13 protein-coding genes are annotated in these 16,387 nt (G+C 46.2%); 9 read left to right on the top strand and 4 right to left on the bottom strand.

Features of this window, described 5'->3' with window-relative positions; genetic code table 11:
* Nucleotides 1-68: 68 nt before the first annotated feature.
* Nucleotides 69-533 carry a tRNA (cytidine(34)-2'-O)-methyltransferase gene (locus OCV37_RS01150; RefSeq protein ID WP_038178758.1) on the bottom strand — a complete coding sequence of 155 codons (465 nt, stop codon included), beginning with the start codon at nucleotides 531-533 and terminating at the stop codon, nucleotides 69-71.
* 55 nt (nucleotides 534-588) lie between these two features.
* The gene (locus OCV37_RS01145; RefSeq protein WP_038178760.1) at nucleotides 589-1,068 is read right to left on the bottom strand and encodes an FxsA family protein; all 480 of its coding nucleotides are present in this window, start codon (nucleotides 1,066-1,068) and stop codon (nucleotides 589-591) included.
* A 330-nt stretch (nucleotides 1,069-1,398) separates the two neighbouring features.
* Here OCV37_RS01145 and OCV37_RS01140 point away from each other — a divergent pair, with 330 nt between their 5' ends.
* The 6 genes from OCV37_RS01140 (at nucleotide 1,399) to OCV37_RS01115 (ending at nucleotide 10,154) form a co-directional block, all read left to right on the top strand.
* On the top strand, nucleotides 1,399-3,270 hold the full coding sequence (locus OCV37_RS01140) for a sensor domain-containing diguanylate cyclase (protein WP_245609102.1): 1,872 nt from the start codon (nucleotides 1,399-1,401) through the stop codon (nucleotides 3,268-3,270).
* A gap of 189 nt (nucleotides 3,271-3,459) precedes the next feature.
* Nucleotides 3,460-4,905 carry an aspartate ammonia-lyase gene (gene aspA / locus OCV37_RS01135; protein WP_038178763.1) on the top strand — a complete coding sequence of 482 codons (1,446 nt, stop codon included), beginning with the start codon at nucleotides 3,460-3,462 and terminating at the stop codon, nucleotides 4,903-4,905.
* A gap of 264 nt (nucleotides 4,906-5,169) precedes the next feature.
* Nucleotides 5,170-6,963, top strand: a complete 1,794-nt coding sequence (locus OCV37_RS01130) for a protein-disulfide reductase DsbD (protein WP_084717419.1) — start codon at nucleotides 5,170-5,172, stop codon at nucleotides 6,961-6,963.
* A 242-nt stretch (nucleotides 6,964-7,205) separates the two neighbouring features.
* Nucleotides 7,206-7,835 carry a response regulator transcription factor gene (locus OCV37_RS01125; protein ID WP_038178765.1) on the top strand — a complete coding sequence of 210 codons (630 nt, stop codon included), beginning with the start codon at nucleotides 7,206-7,208 and terminating at the stop codon, nucleotides 7,833-7,835.
* A gap of 334 nt (nucleotides 7,836-8,169) precedes the next feature.
* Nucleotides 8,170-8,436, top strand: coding sequence for a DUF4212 domain-containing protein (locus OCV37_RS01120; RefSeq protein WP_038178767.1), 267 nt, complete (start codon nucleotides 8,170-8,172; stop codon nucleotides 8,434-8,436).
* Nucleotides 8,437-8,450: 14 nt separating this feature from the next.
* Nucleotides 8,451-10,154 carry a sodium:solute symporter family protein gene (locus tag OCV37_RS01115; protein WP_038178769.1) on the top strand — a complete coding sequence of 568 codons (1,704 nt, stop codon included), beginning with the start codon at nucleotides 8,451-8,453 and terminating at the stop codon, nucleotides 10,152-10,154.
* Between the two features lie 149 nt (nucleotides 10,155-10,303).
* On the opposite strand, the gene OCV37_RS01110 is transcribed toward OCV37_RS01115, so the two are convergent.
* Entirely contained in the window at nucleotides 10,304-10,975 is a 672-nt protein-coding gene (locus tag OCV37_RS01110) for a 7-cyano-7-deazaguanine/7-aminomethyl-7-deazaguanine transporter (RefSeq protein WP_038178772.1), read from the bottom strand.
* A gap of 339 nt (nucleotides 10,976-11,314) precedes the next feature.
* Nucleotides 11,315-12,598: a dicarboxylate/amino acid:cation symporter gene (locus OCV37_RS01105; RefSeq protein WP_169739346.1), complete on the bottom strand. Its 1,284-nt coding sequence runs from the start codon at nucleotides 12,596-12,598 to the stop codon at nucleotides 11,315-11,317.
* Nucleotides 12,599-13,033: 435 nt separating this feature from the next.
* On the opposite strand from OCV37_RS01105, the gene gmk reads away from it, so the two are divergent.
* The 3 genes from gmk to spoT all read left to right on the top strand — a co-directional run bounded on the left by gmk (nucleotide 13,034) and on the right by spoT (nucleotide 16,190).
* Nucleotides 13,034-13,672 carry a guanylate kinase gene (gmk, locus tag OCV37_RS01100; RefSeq protein WP_038178933.1) on the top strand — a complete coding sequence of 213 codons (639 nt, stop codon included), beginning with the start codon at nucleotides 13,034-13,036 and terminating at the stop codon, nucleotides 13,670-13,672.
* A gap of 96 nt (nucleotides 13,673-13,768) precedes the next feature.
* A complete protein-coding gene (gene rpoZ / locus OCV37_RS01095; protein ID WP_038178773.1) occupies nucleotides 13,769-14,041 on the top strand; it encodes a DNA-directed RNA polymerase subunit omega in 273 nt (90 codons plus the stop codon).
* Nucleotides 14,042-14,075: 34 nt separating this feature from the next.
* The gene (spoT, locus tag OCV37_RS01090) at nucleotides 14,076-16,190 is read left to right on the top strand and encodes a bifunctional GTP diphosphokinase/guanosine-3',5'-bis pyrophosphate 3'-pyrophosphohydrolase (protein ID WP_038178774.1); all 2,115 of its coding nucleotides are present in this window, start codon (nucleotides 14,076-14,078) and stop codon (nucleotides 16,188-16,190) included.
* Nucleotides 16,191-16,387: the final 197 nt, after the last annotated feature.

The raw sequence follows: 16,387 nt of genomic DNA, 5'->3' as shown, positions 1-16,387 counted from the left end.
ACCGACTAAAAAAGATCAAAGCCGCCCACCCGGCTGCTTTGCAGAATGATGAAAATATTGGTTATGAATTACTTCCCACCGGGAAAGCCGAGTTGACGCCATGCTTCGTAGCTGACGACAGCCACAGAATTGGAAAGGTTCATACTCCGCGCATTCGGCAGCATCGGGATTCGGATTCTGCGGTCTTCAGGGAAGCCATTGCGAATGTCATCTGGTAATCCCGCAGTTTCAGATCCAAATAACAACACATCCCCCGCTTGATAAGTTGGCTCATCATGCGGTCTGGAACCTTTCGTCGTCAGGGCGAAGATTCGTTGATCACCAATTGCAGCTAAAAATGCTTCGTAGTTCGGATGAACACTGACCTTCGCCATATCCCTGTAATCAAGTGCCGCACGACGCAGATTTTTTTCTTCCAGATCAAAGCCTAAGGGTTCGATTAAGTGAAGATGGCAACCATTATTAGTTGATAACCGGATGATATTCCCAGTATTTTGGGCAATGTTCGGACAATATAATGCAATGTGAAACATGGAATTGATGCCTATAATTTTACTTTTTAGTGATACAAGCTAAATGCCATTTACGTTAGTTCAATCGATCCTGATCGTCATCATTATCTTTGCGATCATATTCACCTTCGTAAGTGTTACCGCGATGAGATTCCCGATCCTGAGGCCCTCCGCGGCCGAATGGTTGCTGGACATTCCCTTGAATCACGACTTTATCCATCAGTTTACGGGCCAGTATCGCACGGGGTCCCGGAAGCAGCACAAACATCCCCATCAGATCCGTCATGAAACCCGGGGTCAGTAGCAGTACCCCGGCAACGGCCAACAGTACGCCTTCCAGAATCTGTTGTGCCGGTAGTTCGCCCTCCTGAAGTCGCTGTTGCATCGTCAGCACAGTCTGCAATCCCTGACTTCGAACCAGAGATGCTCCGACAAACGCCGTGATCAACACTAAACCAATGGTCGGCCACAACCCCAGATAGCCACCGACCTGAATAAATAAACCAATCTCAATGATTGGCACTGCAATAAACAAAAATAAGATAAGGGGAAACACAGCGCCTCCTGTTATAGGTCTGCAAACTTATTGAGTGTAACGAAATCTATCGATAAAACCGACCCCTGAGTTTCACTTCCTTACTATTTTGAGCGCGTCCCGGTTCAAAAATCGTCCACAAAGCGACTGATCAGGAACATGAGAAATATCACCGGTCGTGATGCTTTTTCACTGGCCTGTTTACCAAAAAAATGAATCAAAGTGACCAGATGAGCAGCAAAAACCCCGATTCTCTCTGGTATCTTCACTCATCCTGACCTAAGTTTTAAGAAACCAAGTAAATAGTCAGTTAGGCGCATAATGAAACGAGCACAAAGAACCATCAAAAAGATGTTACTCATATGGCTGTGTTTATCCGTGATCCCTTTCGGATATTATTTCCATCTCAGTCATGAAGCACATCAGTTCTTTGTTCAACAGCTCAAAAACCAGAGTCAACAGTATCTTGAACATGTCGAAGCCAAAGCGATCCAACTGAGCAAACTTATCCAACAAAATTTTGCGCAACTGAGTCAATCTCCTTTACTTCTCGACTTTGCCAAAACAGGCAACCCGACTTACCGAAATTATCTTAAAAACCAATGGTACCTGACAGCTGCGAATGTCGAATTTTTTTACCAGTTGCGCTACCTTGATGCTCAGGGGAAAGAAATCATCCGTGTCGATTATACGCCGCAGATGAGTCAACCTTATATTGTTCCGGACAATGCATTACAACATAAAGGGCAACGCGACTATTTTTATTATGCACAGCGACTTGCTTCAGGAGAGCAAGGGTATTTCGGTATCGATCTGGAACGGGAATTCGGTCAAATCATAACCCCCTATAAACCGGGATTTCGCATCATCTATCCAATCGATCATGACCAACAACGCTTAGGTTATTTCATTGCTAACCTTGAAGTCTTAGGCATTATCAAAAATATAACATCCAATACGCTCGGCTACTCAGTTGATTTTATTGATAAAAGTGGCTATTACACCCTTAGCAATCATAAAAATAAACTGTTTGGACGGCTGCTCAAAGAGCGGGAAAATATTAATCTTGCTTATGAGAATCCCAATTTATGGGAATATATTCATGAAACCCCCTATCAATCCGGCAGCCTCCAAACGGCTGAAGGTTTATATGTGTTTCAACCATTTCAGGCCTCACTATTCGGTAACAATCATGAAATGACGCTGCTGACGATGTATCCGCAGAATCTTATTCAGCAAGGCTTTGCTCAAAGGGATGCAGAAATTCGGATGACTGTCATCATGCTGCTGCTCTTGTTCGGTATTATTGCTGGTTTTTTCGCCCTACTCTGGGAAAGTTATTTAATCAACCGACTGGAGCAAACATTCAATCAGGTCGTACTCGATAACAGTGTTGCTGTCGCCCTAACCAACGCCCACCATATCATTCTGCGGGCAAATATACGTTTCTGTGAACTTTTCGATACTGAACCGTCTGAAATTCAAGGGAAAAATATTCTCGATTTACAACCTGCCAAAACCAAGTACAAAAATATTCTCAAACAACTCCAAACCAGTGGAGAATGGCAGGGCCAAGTGCGGATCGGCAATGAAGAACCCCCGCACGTCTGTAAAGTTGAAGTGCGGGCTCTGGAAGGTTCCATCAGACAGATCAGTCATTACGTTTATTCATTCAGTGATATCTCAGAGCACTACAACGCGATTTTAGCGCTCAAAGAGAAGAATGAACGGGATATCATGACCGGACTCTGGAATAAGAAAAAATTCAACCAGACGTTACTGCATTATTCCAGATTGCAGGAACGATATAGCAACCAGCCGAAAAGTAGTCTGGCCATTATTGATGTCGATGATTTCAAACGGATCAATGATACCTACGGCCACGCCGTTGGTGATCAGGTCCTGCTGCGTTTGGCAAATCAAATGTTATCGATCCTGCGCGATACCGATTTTGTCTCGCGCATCGGTGGTGATGAATTTGCAGTCATCATTCAACATGCCGATGTCAAAACATCGCAGAAATTAATGGAACGGATCAGTCTTGCGATCGAGTCATGGCAAGAATATGACACCACGATCAGTATCGGAATTGCTGAAATCACAGCCAGTCATCAACAATCCTTCGTCAATGCAGATAAAGCCCTCTATCGTTCTAAGAGAAAAGGAAAAAATTGTGTTTCCGCTCATGGAATCGAACAGCTGACCGTTGTGCAAAATAGCTAAAGACAATAAAGTAATTGTCGGTAGTGAAAAAGGTGATCAAGTTACTTTTTTTATCCAGTAGACTCAGTATGATGTTCTACGCGTTTCGGTCGGATTTCCAAACGTTAACACTACCAGAATGGATTCTTTGAAGAATTAATCCCTATAAATTGATAACTACAAAGTTGAGTTACCTAAGGATCCTATACTATGACAACCCTCTCTGAAGCAGTTGCTCAAACCGCTACCCGTCTGGAAGAAGATTTACTCGGTCAACGTCATGTCCCTGCTGATGCATATTACGGCATCCACACGTTACGTGCTGTAGAAAACTTCAATATCTCCAATGTCACCATCTCGGATGTTCCTGAATTTGTTCGAGGCATGGTCATGACGAAAAAAGCGGCAGCACTCGCTAACAAAGAACTAGGCGTGATTCCAAAAGAGATTGCATCTTATATTATCCAAGCATGTGATGTAATGCTCGAAACAGGGAAGTGTATGGATCAATTCCCGTCAGATGTATTTCAGGGCGGCGCAGGGACTTCGGTCAACATGAACACCAACGAAGTCATTGCCAACCTTGCTCTGGAACTGATGGGGAAAGAAAAAGGACAATACGATGTGATCAATCCCAACGATCATGTCAACAAGAGTCAATCAACCAACTGTGCTTACCCAACCGGGTTCCGTATTGCAGTGTTTAACAGCGTACAAAAGCTCGTCAGTGCAGTCGGTTACCTCAAAGAAGCATTTGAAATTAAGAGCCATGAGTTCAGCAATATCCTCAAAATGGGCCGGACTCAGCTACAAGATGCTGTCCCGATGACCGTTGGTCAGGAGTTCCATGCCTGGGCTGTAACATTGAATGAAGAAATCCGAGCGCTGGAATATACGTCAAAACTGTTGCTTGAAGTTAACTTGGGGGCGACCGCTATCGGTACCGGCCTCAATGCTGCGGAAGGCTATCAGGCGTTGGCCGTGAAACATCTGGCAGCCGTCACCGGTCTGGACGTCGTTCCGGCAGAAGACTTAATTGAAGCAACCTCTGACTGTGGTGCTTATGTGATGACACATGGTGCGCTCAAACGCTTGGCGGTGAAGCTTTCTAAAATCTGTAACGATTTACGTCTGCTTTCTTCCGGTCCTCGAGCGGGTCTGAATGAACTGAACCTGCCAGAGCTTCAGGCGGGCTCATCCATCATGCCGGCAAAGGTAAACCCAGTGGTACCGGAAGTCGTCAATCAGGTGTGCTTTAAAGTCTTGGGGAACGACAATACCATCTCTTTTGCTGCTGAAGGCGGACAACTTCAGTTGAACGTGATGGAACCGGTCATCGGTCAGGCCATGTTTGAGTCCATCTCAATTCTGTCCAATGCCTGTATCAATCTACGCGATAAGTGTATTGATGGTATTACCGTCAACAAAGAAGTGTGTGAGAACTACGTGTTCAACTCAATCGGAATTGTGACCTATCTGAACCCATACATTGGTCACCATGAAGGTGATATTGTTGGCAAGATTTGTGCGCAAACAGGTAAGAGTGTCCGTGAAGTGGTACTTGAACGCGGTCTGCTCACCGAAGCTGAAGTGGATGATATTCTCTCTGTCGAAAACCTGAGACATCCTCAATATAAAGCGAAACGCTACGAATAACAGTTTGTCTGACCTGAAACATTCTGCGGTATCCGTCCCGGATATCGCAGAATCAGTTATCCTGAATTCAAATATCCACCCTATCACACAAATTCTTCCTTCTATTCTGAGAATATCGTCAGAGAGCCATCGCCTTTTTTTGGCTTTTGGTCGAATACTTGAATCTATCTGCCCAAGACTGGCTGCTATCTCTCGCATTTCCCGGAAAACTTGCGTTATGATGAGCCAACTCAAGTCAAACATATCCTTTTAATACGGACAATTATGCGGACTATTTTTCTCATTTTGACAATGCTGGTATCGGCCTTATTACCGCTTCATGCTCAGCAATTTGATGCGCCGTTGTCCTCCGCTTTTACCCCGAATCAATCGCGATTCGTGACGGTCGATCAGGCGTTTCCCTTTCTCGCCTATCAACAAGGAAATCAATTAACCCTGAGCTGGGATATCAAGCCGGGCTACTATCTGTATCAACACAAACTGAATTTCGACCCACAACAAGTACGCATCCTCTCAACGCATATGCATCAGGGTGAATCACATCATGATGAGTTTTTCGGGGATGTGAATATCTATAACACCCCACTGCAAATCACACTGGAACTGGCTGATGCGGGGAAAAATGCTGAGATTCAAGTCGGATATCAAGGCTGTGCCGAACAAGGCTTCTGCTATCCGCCAGAAGTTCGCACCGTGCCGATAGCCCCGCTTCCGCCGGCAGCAACTTCACAACCGTCAAACAGCGCGGCATCTCAGCCGTTACAGAAACAAAACAGTCAGACGACGCAGCAAGCCTTGCCTCAGGCAGAACAAAATCGTTTAGCTGACGCGCTGGGACAAGATTTCTGGACCGTTGTATTATTCCTGTTTCTCGGGATTGGCTTAGCCTTTACCCCTTGTGTTTTTCCCATGTATCCGATTGTCACCAGTATTGTGCTTGGTCAGAACAATCTTAATAAGAAACAGGCCTTCGGACTGGCCGTCATTTATGTTCAGGGCATGGCCCTCACCTATACGTTACTCGGACTGGTGGTTGCCTCGGCTGGCTTACAATTTCAGGCCGCGCTCCAAAGTCCGGCAATTCTCATCACGTTCAGCCTGCTTTTCATCCTATTGTCACTCTCCATGTTTGGTCTTTACACGATTCAAATGCCATCCAGTTTACAGACGCCCCTAAATAACCTCAGTCAACGGCAGTCCGGCGGTCGTCAGTTGGGTGTCTTTATCATGGGCGCGATTTCCGGACTGATCTGTTCTCCCTGTACCACCGCCCCACTCTCTGGTGCTTTACTATACGTGGCACAGACGGGTGACTTGATGCTCGGTGGTATCGCGCTTTATCTGTTAGGGCTCGGCATGGGGATACCATTGATCGTCATTGCTGTTTTCGGTCAGCGTTTTCTGCCTAGATCGGGACCGTGGATGGAAAAAATGAAAACGCTGTTCGGGTTTATCCTCCTTGCTGCACCGATTTTCCTGCTGGAGCGAATCATCCCCGAATTATGGTCAGTCAGCTTATGGGCTCTGCTTGGTGTGAGTCTTTTCCTCTGGATATTACTGACAAGTCTCCGTTCGGCAGCCAGCCAGCTCCGCAAAACATTACTACTGGTATTTTCTCTTGCTGGTGTTGGACTTTCCCTGACACCGGCGGTGCTGTATTCCGGCATCATCACATCGCCGGCAAATGCCGAGTCACTATCATTTGTCCGGATTCAGAATATTGAGGAACTGACACACCAGCTGGCTTTAGCAAAAGTAAATCAACAACCGGTCATGATCGACTTTTACGCAGACTGGTGCGTTGCCTGTAAAGAGTTCGAAAAATATACGTTTTCAGATCATACCGTACAGCAAAAGCTCGCCAATTATCGTCTCATTCAGGCTGATGTCACGGCAAACAATGCGCAAAATAAAGCACTGCTGAATCATCTGGGAGTCCTCGGATTGCCGACACTCAGCTTCTGGAATATGGCAGGAGAACGCGTTCAGCAGGCGCGAATTACCGGCTTTATGGCGGCTGATGAGTTCTTAGAACATCTGCACCAATATGATTTATAGCGCATATTGTCCCGGATGCGAAATCACAATACCCGTTGTGACGAATGCAAAGCGGAGTCCTTACCGGCAGGTAAAGGACTCCGAGCTCACACCGAGAATGTATTGACATACAATCGGGAAGCCCGCACACAAAGATGTATGCAAAAAAGGGGATAGAGTTCAGAGTTTTCATGCTCCGATATTGTGCAAAACTATAAACGGAACAATAATTTGGTTAACAACTTGTGAAAATATGAATAGTCATGGACGCGACCTACACCATCATTATCGCAGATGATCATCCCCTCTTCCGTAATGCCCTGTTTCAATCAGTGCATATGGCCGTGAGTGGTGCCAATCTCCAAGAAGCCGATACACTCGATGCACTCCTGACCCTTCTGGCAAAAGAGGCCGAACCGGATCTGGTTTTACTTGATCTAAAAATGCCCGGCAGTAACGGCATCTCGGGTCTAATTCAACTCAAAAATGCTTACCCGGATTTACCGATTGTCGTGGTATCAGCCAGTGAAGAACCGACCGTTGTAGCACAAGTGAAAAAGCATGGTGCGTTTGGCTTTATTCCCAAATCCAGCGATATGCGGACACTGGTCAATGCTCTCAACCAAGTACTGAATGGCGACCCATACTTCCCCGAAGATCTGGTTGTAACCAACCACCCCGATAACGATTTGGCCGAAAAGATTGCGACCTTGACACCACAACAATACAAAGTATTGGGCATGCTGTCAGATGGCTTACTCAATAAGCAGATTGCCTATGAGTTGAATGTTTCAGAAGCCACAATCAAAGCCCACATGACTGCTATTTTTCGCAAGCTCGGGGTCAAAAATCGTACGCAAGCCGTCATTCTGCTGAATGAAATTAGCGGCTGAATCACCTGTTATTTCATCAGACCACGATCGGGCATCAAGTCAATGATGCTTACATTCAATTCATTTCCTATTCGCTGAACCTGATTTGATGTGAACACCCTATTTGATTGAGTGTAAACACATCGGATGTGGTTCGCTGTATATACTTTTGGCTAACAACCACATCATTTAACATATATTTTACATTTATCATCTCAATAAAAACCTGCCAATCCATCGATATACCAGCATTTATTACCCGACTAAAGTTGCAAAGATCAAACCATAACGACCTGCTATTTTATAATCGTAACATTGTATTAACAATAATACCGATAACAGGAAGGAGACAGCTATGGCGTTTGAATCATCAGAGCACGCACAAGCTTACTGGAAAGAGAATTTAGGAATCATGGGAACCCTGCTGACAATTTGGTTTCTGGTTTCTTATGGTGCCGGGGTTTTATTTGTAGACGCGCTGAACACCATTCAATTCGGTGGTTTTAAACTTGGATTTTGGTTTTCCCAGCAAGGCTCAATTTATGTCTTTGTTGCCCTCATTTTTATCTATGTCTGGCGAATGAACGCACTCGACAAGAAATACAACGTCCACGAAGACTGATGAAGGAGTGACACATGGATATTCAAACTTGGACATTTATCCTCGTGGGCCTGACTTTTGCCTTGTATATCGGGATTGCGATCTGGGCAAGAGCGGCTTCAACCAGTGAGTTTTATGTTGCTGGCGGAGGCGTCCATCCGGTTGCGAACGGGATGGCAACGGCTGCTGACTGGATGTCTGCAGCATCATTTATTTCAATGGCGGGGATCATTTCTTTTATTGGCTATGACGGCGGTGTCTACCTGATGGGTTGGACTGGCGGCTATGTCCTACTTGCACTTTGCCTCGCACCTTATCTTAGAAAATTCGGTAAATTTACCGTCCCGGATTTTATCGGTGACCGATATTATTCCAGAACAGCGCGAATGGTTGCGGTCTTTTGTGCCATTTTCGTCTCTTTCACCTATGTTGCCGGCCAGATGCGTGGGGTGGGTGTTGTATTCGCGCGCTTTCTTGAAGTCGATATCAACATGGGCATTATTATCGGGATGGCGATTGTATTCTTCTATGCGGTCATGGGGGGCATGAAGGGCATCACCTATACGCAGGTTGCACAATATTGTGTACTCATTTTTGCATTTCTGGTACCAGCCATTTTCACCTCACTCATGATGACCGGCACACCGATTCCGCAACTGGGATTCGGTTCAACCATTTCAGGGACCGATACGTATCTCTTGGATCGCTTGGATGGTCTAACCCAAGAGCTGGGCTTTACCGCCTATACTGACGGTTCGAAAAGTATGGTGGATGTCTTCTTTATCTGCGCCGCCTTAATGGTCGGTACGGCAGGTCTCCCCCACGTTATCATCCGCTTCTTTACGGTCCCGAAAGTCTCTGATGCACGAATTTCTGCCGGATGGGCACTGGTGTTTATCGCCCTGCTCTATACAACAGCACCTGCAGTGGCGGCATTTGCCCGGGTCAACATGATCGATACCATCAATGGTCCGGACATGAAAGGGGTTCAGTCTGCGGATGCACCGAGTTGGTTTAAAAACTGGGAAAGTACCGGATTGGTTTCATGGGAAGATAAGAATGGTGATGGTCGCATGTTTTACGCCGGTGATGCGCGTAATGAAGTGAAGATCAACCGGGATATTATCGTTCTGGCATCTCCGGAGTTAGCCAAACTGCCAAACTGGGTGGTTGCCTTACTGGCGGCCGGTGGTCTGGCAGCGGCACTCTCAACCGCCGCCGGTCTGCTGTTGGTGATCTCCACCTCGATCTCACATGACTTGCTCAAAAAAGGCTTCAAACCGGACATGACGGACAAGCAAGAACTACTCGCAGCACGGGTCGGGGCAGCACTGGCCGTCATCGGTGCCGGTTATCTGGGTATCAACCCGCCGGGTTTCGTGGCGCAGGTGGTCGCCTTTGCCTTCGGCCTTGCTGCAGCCTCCTTCTTCCCGGCAATTATTATGGGGATTTTCTATAAGAAGATGAATAAAGAAGGGGCAATTGCGGGAATGCTCTCAGGGATCCTTTTCACTGCGGCGTACATTATCTACTTTAAGTTCATCAATCCGGCAGACAATACACCAGCCAACTGGTGGTTCGGTATCAGTCCGGAAGGCATCGGTACATTAGGCATGTGTCTGAACTTCGTGGTCGCGATTGTCGTGAATAAATTCACGGCAGAAGTTCCCGATGATGTGCAGGAAATGGTTGAGTCGATTCGCTATCCGAAAGGGGCTGGTACCGCACATCACCATTAAAGGCTCATCCAAACGGATATAACTCGCAGCAAATCGAGTCACTTCGATTAATCAGGCCCCGATAAACCGGTATTTATCGGGGCCTTTTTTCACAACGTCAGAATGTTGTGAGGAACGCACTCAGGACAAACAACCTGAAGCGCAGCACTTTAAGCTTTTACACTCGTCAGTGAAAAATCGGGATTAATTGCGGTAATACGGTTCACCAGATAGTTCAGTAACACACCGTACATCGGAACAAACAGCCCTAAGCTGATCACCAATTTAAAGCCATAATCAACCATCGCGATTTCCTGCCAATGTTGTGCCATAAACGGATCGGGGCTTTGGTAGAAAGCAATGCCAAAGAAGGCGACCGTATCAAGTGCATTGCCAAATAATGTCGAGCAGGTTGGTGCAATCCACCACTGTTTAAGTTGGCGTAAACGGTTAAAAACCTGAACGTCCAGCACTTGCCCGAACAGATAAGCCATAAAGCTGGCAATCGCAATCCGAGCGACAAACCAGTTGATTTGCCCCAAGTGCTGAACTCCCTGAAAATGTCCTTGAAAGAACAAAACCGACAAGAGATATGAAACGGCTAAAGCCGGGAGCATCACTAAAAAGATAATGCGTCGGGCCAGTCTGGCACCAAAGATTCTAACGGTGAGGTCAGTGGCGAGAAAAATAAACGGAAATGTAAACGCGCCCCAAGTGGTGTGATAACCCATCACCGTAAAGGGGATTTGTACCAGATAATTACTGGATGCAATGATCAGCAAGTGAAATAAAACGAGAAAACTCAGCGCTTTGCGCTGCTGTGCAATGGTAAAGAGACTCATGTTCTACCTTTTTCTTTTGGTTTGGGGTGAGGGAACCCAAATACAAATATGTTCATTGAGGCCAATGGCCTCACTTCTGTGCTCTTATTGAACTGAACAGCTCAAAAAGAGGGCGGATTATACAACAACATCCCATGAGTGCAAGAGAGATCAATGCAGTAAAAAACGCAAGACATAGCGAAGTGCGTGAGAAAATACTCCGGCTCATCCTAACGGACAAGCCGGAACATTATTGGTGAAAACATGGTTGGCGAAAAGCAGCCAAAGACGGGCGATGTCTTGACTTTAGCAATCAGCCCCTGCGCAGGTAGGTCTATGCAGGGGACAGAGATAAGATGATTATGAAAGTGAAGTTGCTGATTCCACTTCCCGTTCTTGTTCTCTTCCTTGTTCAGATGTTTGCTCTTTTCCTTGAGGATACTGTATTTCTTTTTCTGAAGCGCCAACGACAATCGATGCCGCCAGATCACCAATGACATTAATCGATGTTCTTGCCATATCCAAGATCCGGTCAATGCCCGCAATCAAAGTTAAGCCTTCTAACGGCAGTCCCACTGACGTTAAAACAATCGATAACATGATTAAGCCACCACCGGGAACACCGGCTGTTCCAATCGCACCTAAAGTTGCCGTCAGAATGATGGTTCCCATTTGTGCGAAGGTTAAATCGATGCCATAAACCTGAGCAATAAAGAGTGCACAAACCCCCTGATAGAGAGATGTCCCGCCCATGTTGATGGTCGCCCCTAAAGGTAAGACAAAACTTGCGATCTTGTCAGATACACCAAAGTTTTCCTTAATTGTCCGGATACTGACAGGCAAAGTACCGGAACTGCTGGACGTACTAAATGCAGTCGCAGCAGCAGGGAGAATGCCTTTCATAAACCGCACCGGTGAAATACCTGCAAACCCTTTGACAGTGAATGCATAGACCAGCACCATCTGGATAATACAACCGACATATACCGCAGCAATCACTTTAATCAGCGGAATCAGGACGGCCGCACCATTTGAAGCGACAACAGGAACAATCAGGCCAAACACACCATAAGGTGCTAATGACATAATAAAGCCGGTAATTTTGTACATAATTTCAGCCACGCTTTCGAAAAACGAAATAAATGGCTGGGCTTTCTTTTCCGGTAGAGACGTCGCGCCCATACCGAGAAATAAAGCGAAAGCAATAATCTGAAGCATATTGCCTTCAATCAGTCCTTTCAGCGGGTTTTTCGGGATAATATTTAAAAATGTATCCACCAGACTGACACTTGCTACCGCTTTACTTGTGCCACTCACCGGAATACTCAAACCGGCACCCGGTGTAAAGATAGTTGCTAAAAATAGACCAATCGCCACAGCAAAAGCTGTTGTTAACAAGTAGTAACTAAGTGTTTTTCCTCCGATTCGACCTAAAGTTTTAATATCGCCGATACTGGCGGCACCCACGATTAACGATGAAAATACTAAAGGGACGATTAGCATTTTAATCAAGTTGATGAATAAAGTTCCGATGGGTTTAATATAAGTATTCGCAATATCCGGCGCCCCTTGCAGAAGCAATCCGACTACGACCCCGGCAGTAAGACCAATGAAGATTTTGGTGGTCAACTTCATTTTTTTCATGATGTTCCTCATTGTTTTTTATAGATGACATCGCCCGTATTATCGTCTATGACTGCGTCTTTAATCGGTCTATTCAAATGGAACAATAGACCTTGTTTATTGTATAGTTTGTGCTACACAGACTCGCGCGACATTATCACATTAATCAATAGCAAACTACGATAGACTGTGATGGAAAGGGGGATTTTACACATTATTCTGCTTTATCCTACTGTTTCACTCAGAATAATCAACCAAACGCCATTAGCACGGACTTGAGCGACAAGAATAGTTTGTGATACCCTTCGCCTCCATTTTTTACCTATGTTTCAGCTCAAAATAAATCTCGGTATTCTTCTCATGATCGGTTTAAAATGAGTCGCATGGGTTCAACTGATCCTGAGCATCCCGCTTGGTGATCACGCATTAACTGATAGTGAGAGTGAAATAGACATGATGGGTCAAGGTACGCTTTACATCGTTTCAGCCCCCAGTGGTGCAGGAAAATCCAGCCTCATTGCGGCCTTATTAGAAAAGAACCCGACCTATGCCATGAAAGTTTCCGTATCGCACACCACCCGGACTCCCCGACCCGGTGAGCAGGATGGCATCCATTATCATTTTGTCGATAAAGCCCATTTTGAAGCCCTGATTGCCAAAGGTGAATTTCTCGAATATGCCGAGGTCTTCGGTAACTATTACGGCACTTCTCAGGTCTGGATCGAAGAAACACTCAAGAAAGGGATCGACATCTTTCTTGATATTGACTGGCAAGGGGCGCGGCAAATTCGGCAACAAATGCCGGCAGCCCGCAGCATTTTTATTCTTCCCCCGTCAAAAGAAGAGTTGGAACGACGCCTGAATGCCCGCGGCCAGGATAATCAAACCGTCATTGAGCAAAGAATGAGTGAAGCGCAATCAGAGACGTCTCACTATGCTGAGTATGACTATCTCATCATCAATGATGACTTTGACGCCGCATTAATGGATTTTAAAGCGATCATTCGCGCAGAAAGATTGAAGCAAGACAAGCAAGCTGCTAAATATAGCAATATGTTGTCGGAATTGTTGTCCCCGGGAATCACGAGACAATAAAACCCGACGAGATACCCCATGAAGTTTACAATTCACTTGGTTCGGTTGTATAATTTCTGGTCATTTATAGATTTTTATTAACAAGTTGGAGTTCTCATGGCACGCGTAACTGTTCAAGACGCAGTTGAAAAAGTTGGTAACCGTTTCGATTTGGTTCTTATTGCGGCCCGCCGCGCTCGTCAAATGCAAACAGGTGGAAAAGATCCATTGGTGCCAGAAGAAAACGATAAAGCGACCGTTATCGCCCTGCGCGAGATTGAAGACGGTCTGATTACAAAAGACGTGCTTGATGCTCGTGAGCGTCAAGAGCAACAAGAACAAGAAGCCGCAGAATTGGCAGCCGTGAGCAGTATTGCTCATAACCGTTAATTTTTGCAGGTAACACAACAGACGGGCCTAAAATTTGTATCTATTCGATAGCCTCAAAGCCGTTGCCCAGGAATATCTGACAGAGCCTCAAATTGAGGCTCTGCGTCACTCTTATGTCGTCGCAAGAGATGCGCACGAGGGTCAGACACGTTCCAGCGGAGAACCTTACATTATCCATCCGGTCGCTGTTGCCCGTATTCTGGCAGAGATGCGGTTGGATTTGGAAACCCTGCAAGCAGCCCTTCTCCACGATGTTATCGAAGATACAGAAGTCACCAAAGAAGAGTTAGAAACCAAATTCGGCACCGCGGTCGCTGAACTGGTTGATGGCGTCTCAAAACTCGACAAATTAAAGTTTCGCGATCGTAAAGAAGCCCAAGCGGAAAACTTCCGCAAGATGGTTCTGGCGATGGTTCAGGACATCCGGGTCATTCTGATCAAACTGTCAGATCGCACCCATAACATGCGAACGCTTGGTGCGCTTCGGCCGGACAAAAAGCGCCGAATAGCCAGAGAAACACTCGAAATCTATGCGCCGCTTGCCCATCGTCTCGGGATTCACAATATCAAAGTCGAGCTGGAAGAGCTTGGCTTTGAGGCCCTTTATCCCAATCGCTACCGTGTGCTGAAAAATGTTGTTAAATCAGCACGGGGCAACCGTAAAGAGATGATCCAACGTATCCACACAGAAATCGAAGGCCGCTTAAAAGATATGGGGCTCAATGCCCAAGTGCTGGGACGTGAGAAAAATCTGTTTTCTATCTATAACAAGATGAAAACCAAAGAACAGCGCTTCCATAGCATTATGGATATTTACGCTTTTCGGATTATCGTGGACACCGCTGATACATGTTATCGGGTCTTGGGTCAGGTACACAGTCTGTACAAACCCCGGCCGGGACGTATCAAAGATTATATCGCCGTCCCAAAAGCCAATGGCTATCAGTCAATTCATACATCCATGGTTGGTCCGCATGGTGTCCCGGTGGAAGTTCAGATTCGCACGGATGATATGGATCAGATGGCCGATAAAGGTGTGGCCGCTCATTGGTCTTACAAAGGCAATGGTGAGCGTACCGGCACCACCGCACAAGTGAAAGCACAGCGGTGGATGCAAAGTCTGTTAGAACTACAGCAAAGCGCTGGTAATTCATTTGAATTCATTGAAAACGTCAAATCTGATTTATTCCCTGATGAGATTTATGTCTTTACGCCGAAAGGGCGAATTGTGGAACTCCCGGCAGACGCAACCGCCGTTGATTTTGCCTATGCAGTGCATACCGATGTCGGCAATACCTGTGTCGGAGCCCGGGTTGACCGGAACCCATACCCGCTCAGTAAATCGTTAAAGAATGGACAAACCGTAGAAATCATCAGCGCGCCGGGTGCACGTCCAAACGCTGCATGGCTCAATTATGTAGTCACCTCCCGGGCCCGGACGAAAATTCGTCAGGTCCTAAAAACCATGCGCCGGGAAGAATCAATCACTTTGGGACGCCGCTTGCTCAACCATGCTTTGGGTGAACAAACCATTACCAGTATTGATCCAGACAGTATCCAGAAAGTTCTCACCGAACTGAAAATGGAACAACTGGACGATATGCTGGCCGCCATTGGTTTAGGTGAACTGATGAGTATCGTGATTGCCCGACGCCTATTAGGCAATACCGATGGCATGACGGTCAATGAGAACAACAGACCGAAACGCAAACTGCCGATCCGCGGGGCTGAAGGTATTTTGCTGAATTTTGCCAACTGCTGTCATCCGATTCCCGATGATCATATTGTGGCGCATATTTCTCCGGGGAAAGGTCTGGTTGTCCACCGTGAAACCTGTGCTAACGTCCGGGGTTATCAACGTGAACCCGAACGGTATATGGCTGTCGAGTGGTCAAATGACTATGAGCAAGAGTTCATTACTGAACTGAAAATCGACATGCAGAATCATCAGGGAGCACTCGCGGAACTGACCAATGTGATTTCCCAGACAGGCTCCAATATTCACGGTATCTCAACGGAAGAAAGAGACGGACGTCTGTACACCATCACGGTTTTGCTGACAACCAAAGATCGGGTGCACCTTGCCGGGATCATGCGAAAAATCCGTGTCATGCCTCATGCACTGAAAGTCCGGCGTAAACGCAGCTAATCGATTTTCAAAGCGTATGACCAGATAGCAACAGAGATATCTGGTCTTCGTTCTTTTCCGCGCCGTTTATCGACGACGACTCTGCGGATGAGAGCCCCACAATGCGACCCACCTTAAAATAAAAGCATAAAAAACCTGTACAAAAAAACAGTTCAATGGTTGAATATTTGCTAACTCAATGCATTATACATAACCGA

This window comes from Vibrio rhizosphaerae (assembly GCF_024347095.1).
Classification (GTDB): Bacteria; Pseudomonadota; Gammaproteobacteria; order Enterobacterales; family Vibrionaceae; genus Vibrio; species Vibrio rhizosphaerae.
The sequence above is the reverse complement of the archived record's forward strand: the minus strand, read 5'-3'. Positions and strand labels throughout refer to the sequence as shown.

What these genes read in the sequence shown, in the direction of transcription:
- OCV37_RS01150 (WP_038178758.1), bottom strand. Translation starts at nt 533, where the DNA reads ATGTTTCACATTGCATTATATTGTCCGAACATTGCCCAAAATACTGGG.
- OCV37_RS01140 (WP_245609102.1), top strand. Translation starts at nt 1,399, where the DNA reads ATGTTACTCATATGGCTGTGTTTATCCGTGATCCCTTTCGGATATTAT.
- aspA (WP_038178763.1), top strand. Translation starts at nt 3,460, where the DNA reads ATGACAACCCTCTCTGAAGCAGTTGCTCAAACCGCTACCCGTCTGGAA.
- OCV37_RS01130 (WP_084717419.1), top strand. Translation starts at nt 5,170, where the DNA reads ATGCGGACTATTTTTCTCATTTTGACAATGCTGGTATCGGCCTTATTA.
- OCV37_RS01125 (WP_038178765.1), top strand. Translation starts at nt 7,206, where the DNA reads ATGGACGCGACCTACACCATCATTATCGCAGATGATCATCCCCTCTTC.
- OCV37_RS01120 (WP_038178767.1), top strand. Translation starts at nt 8,170, where the DNA reads ATGGCGTTTGAATCATCAGAGCACGCACAAGCTTACTGGAAAGAGAAT.
- OCV37_RS01115 (WP_038178769.1), top strand. Translation starts at nt 8,451, where the DNA reads ATGGATATTCAAACTTGGACATTTATCCTCGTGGGCCTGACTTTTGCC.
- OCV37_RS01110 (WP_038178772.1), bottom strand. Translation starts at nt 10,975, where the DNA reads ATGAGTCTCTTTACCATTGCACAGCAGCGCAAAGCGCTGAGTTTTCTC.
- OCV37_RS01105 (WP_169739346.1), bottom strand. Translation starts at nt 12,598, where the DNA reads ATGAAAAAAATGAAGTTGACCACCAAAATCTTCATTGGTCTTACTGCC.
- gmk (WP_038178933.1), top strand. Translation starts at nt 13,034, where the DNA reads ATGGGTCAAGGTACGCTTTACATCGTTTCAGCCCCCAGTGGTGCAGGA.
- rpoZ (WP_038178773.1), top strand. Translation starts at nt 13,769, where the DNA reads ATGGCACGCGTAACTGTTCAAGACGCAGTTGAAAAAGTTGGTAACCGT.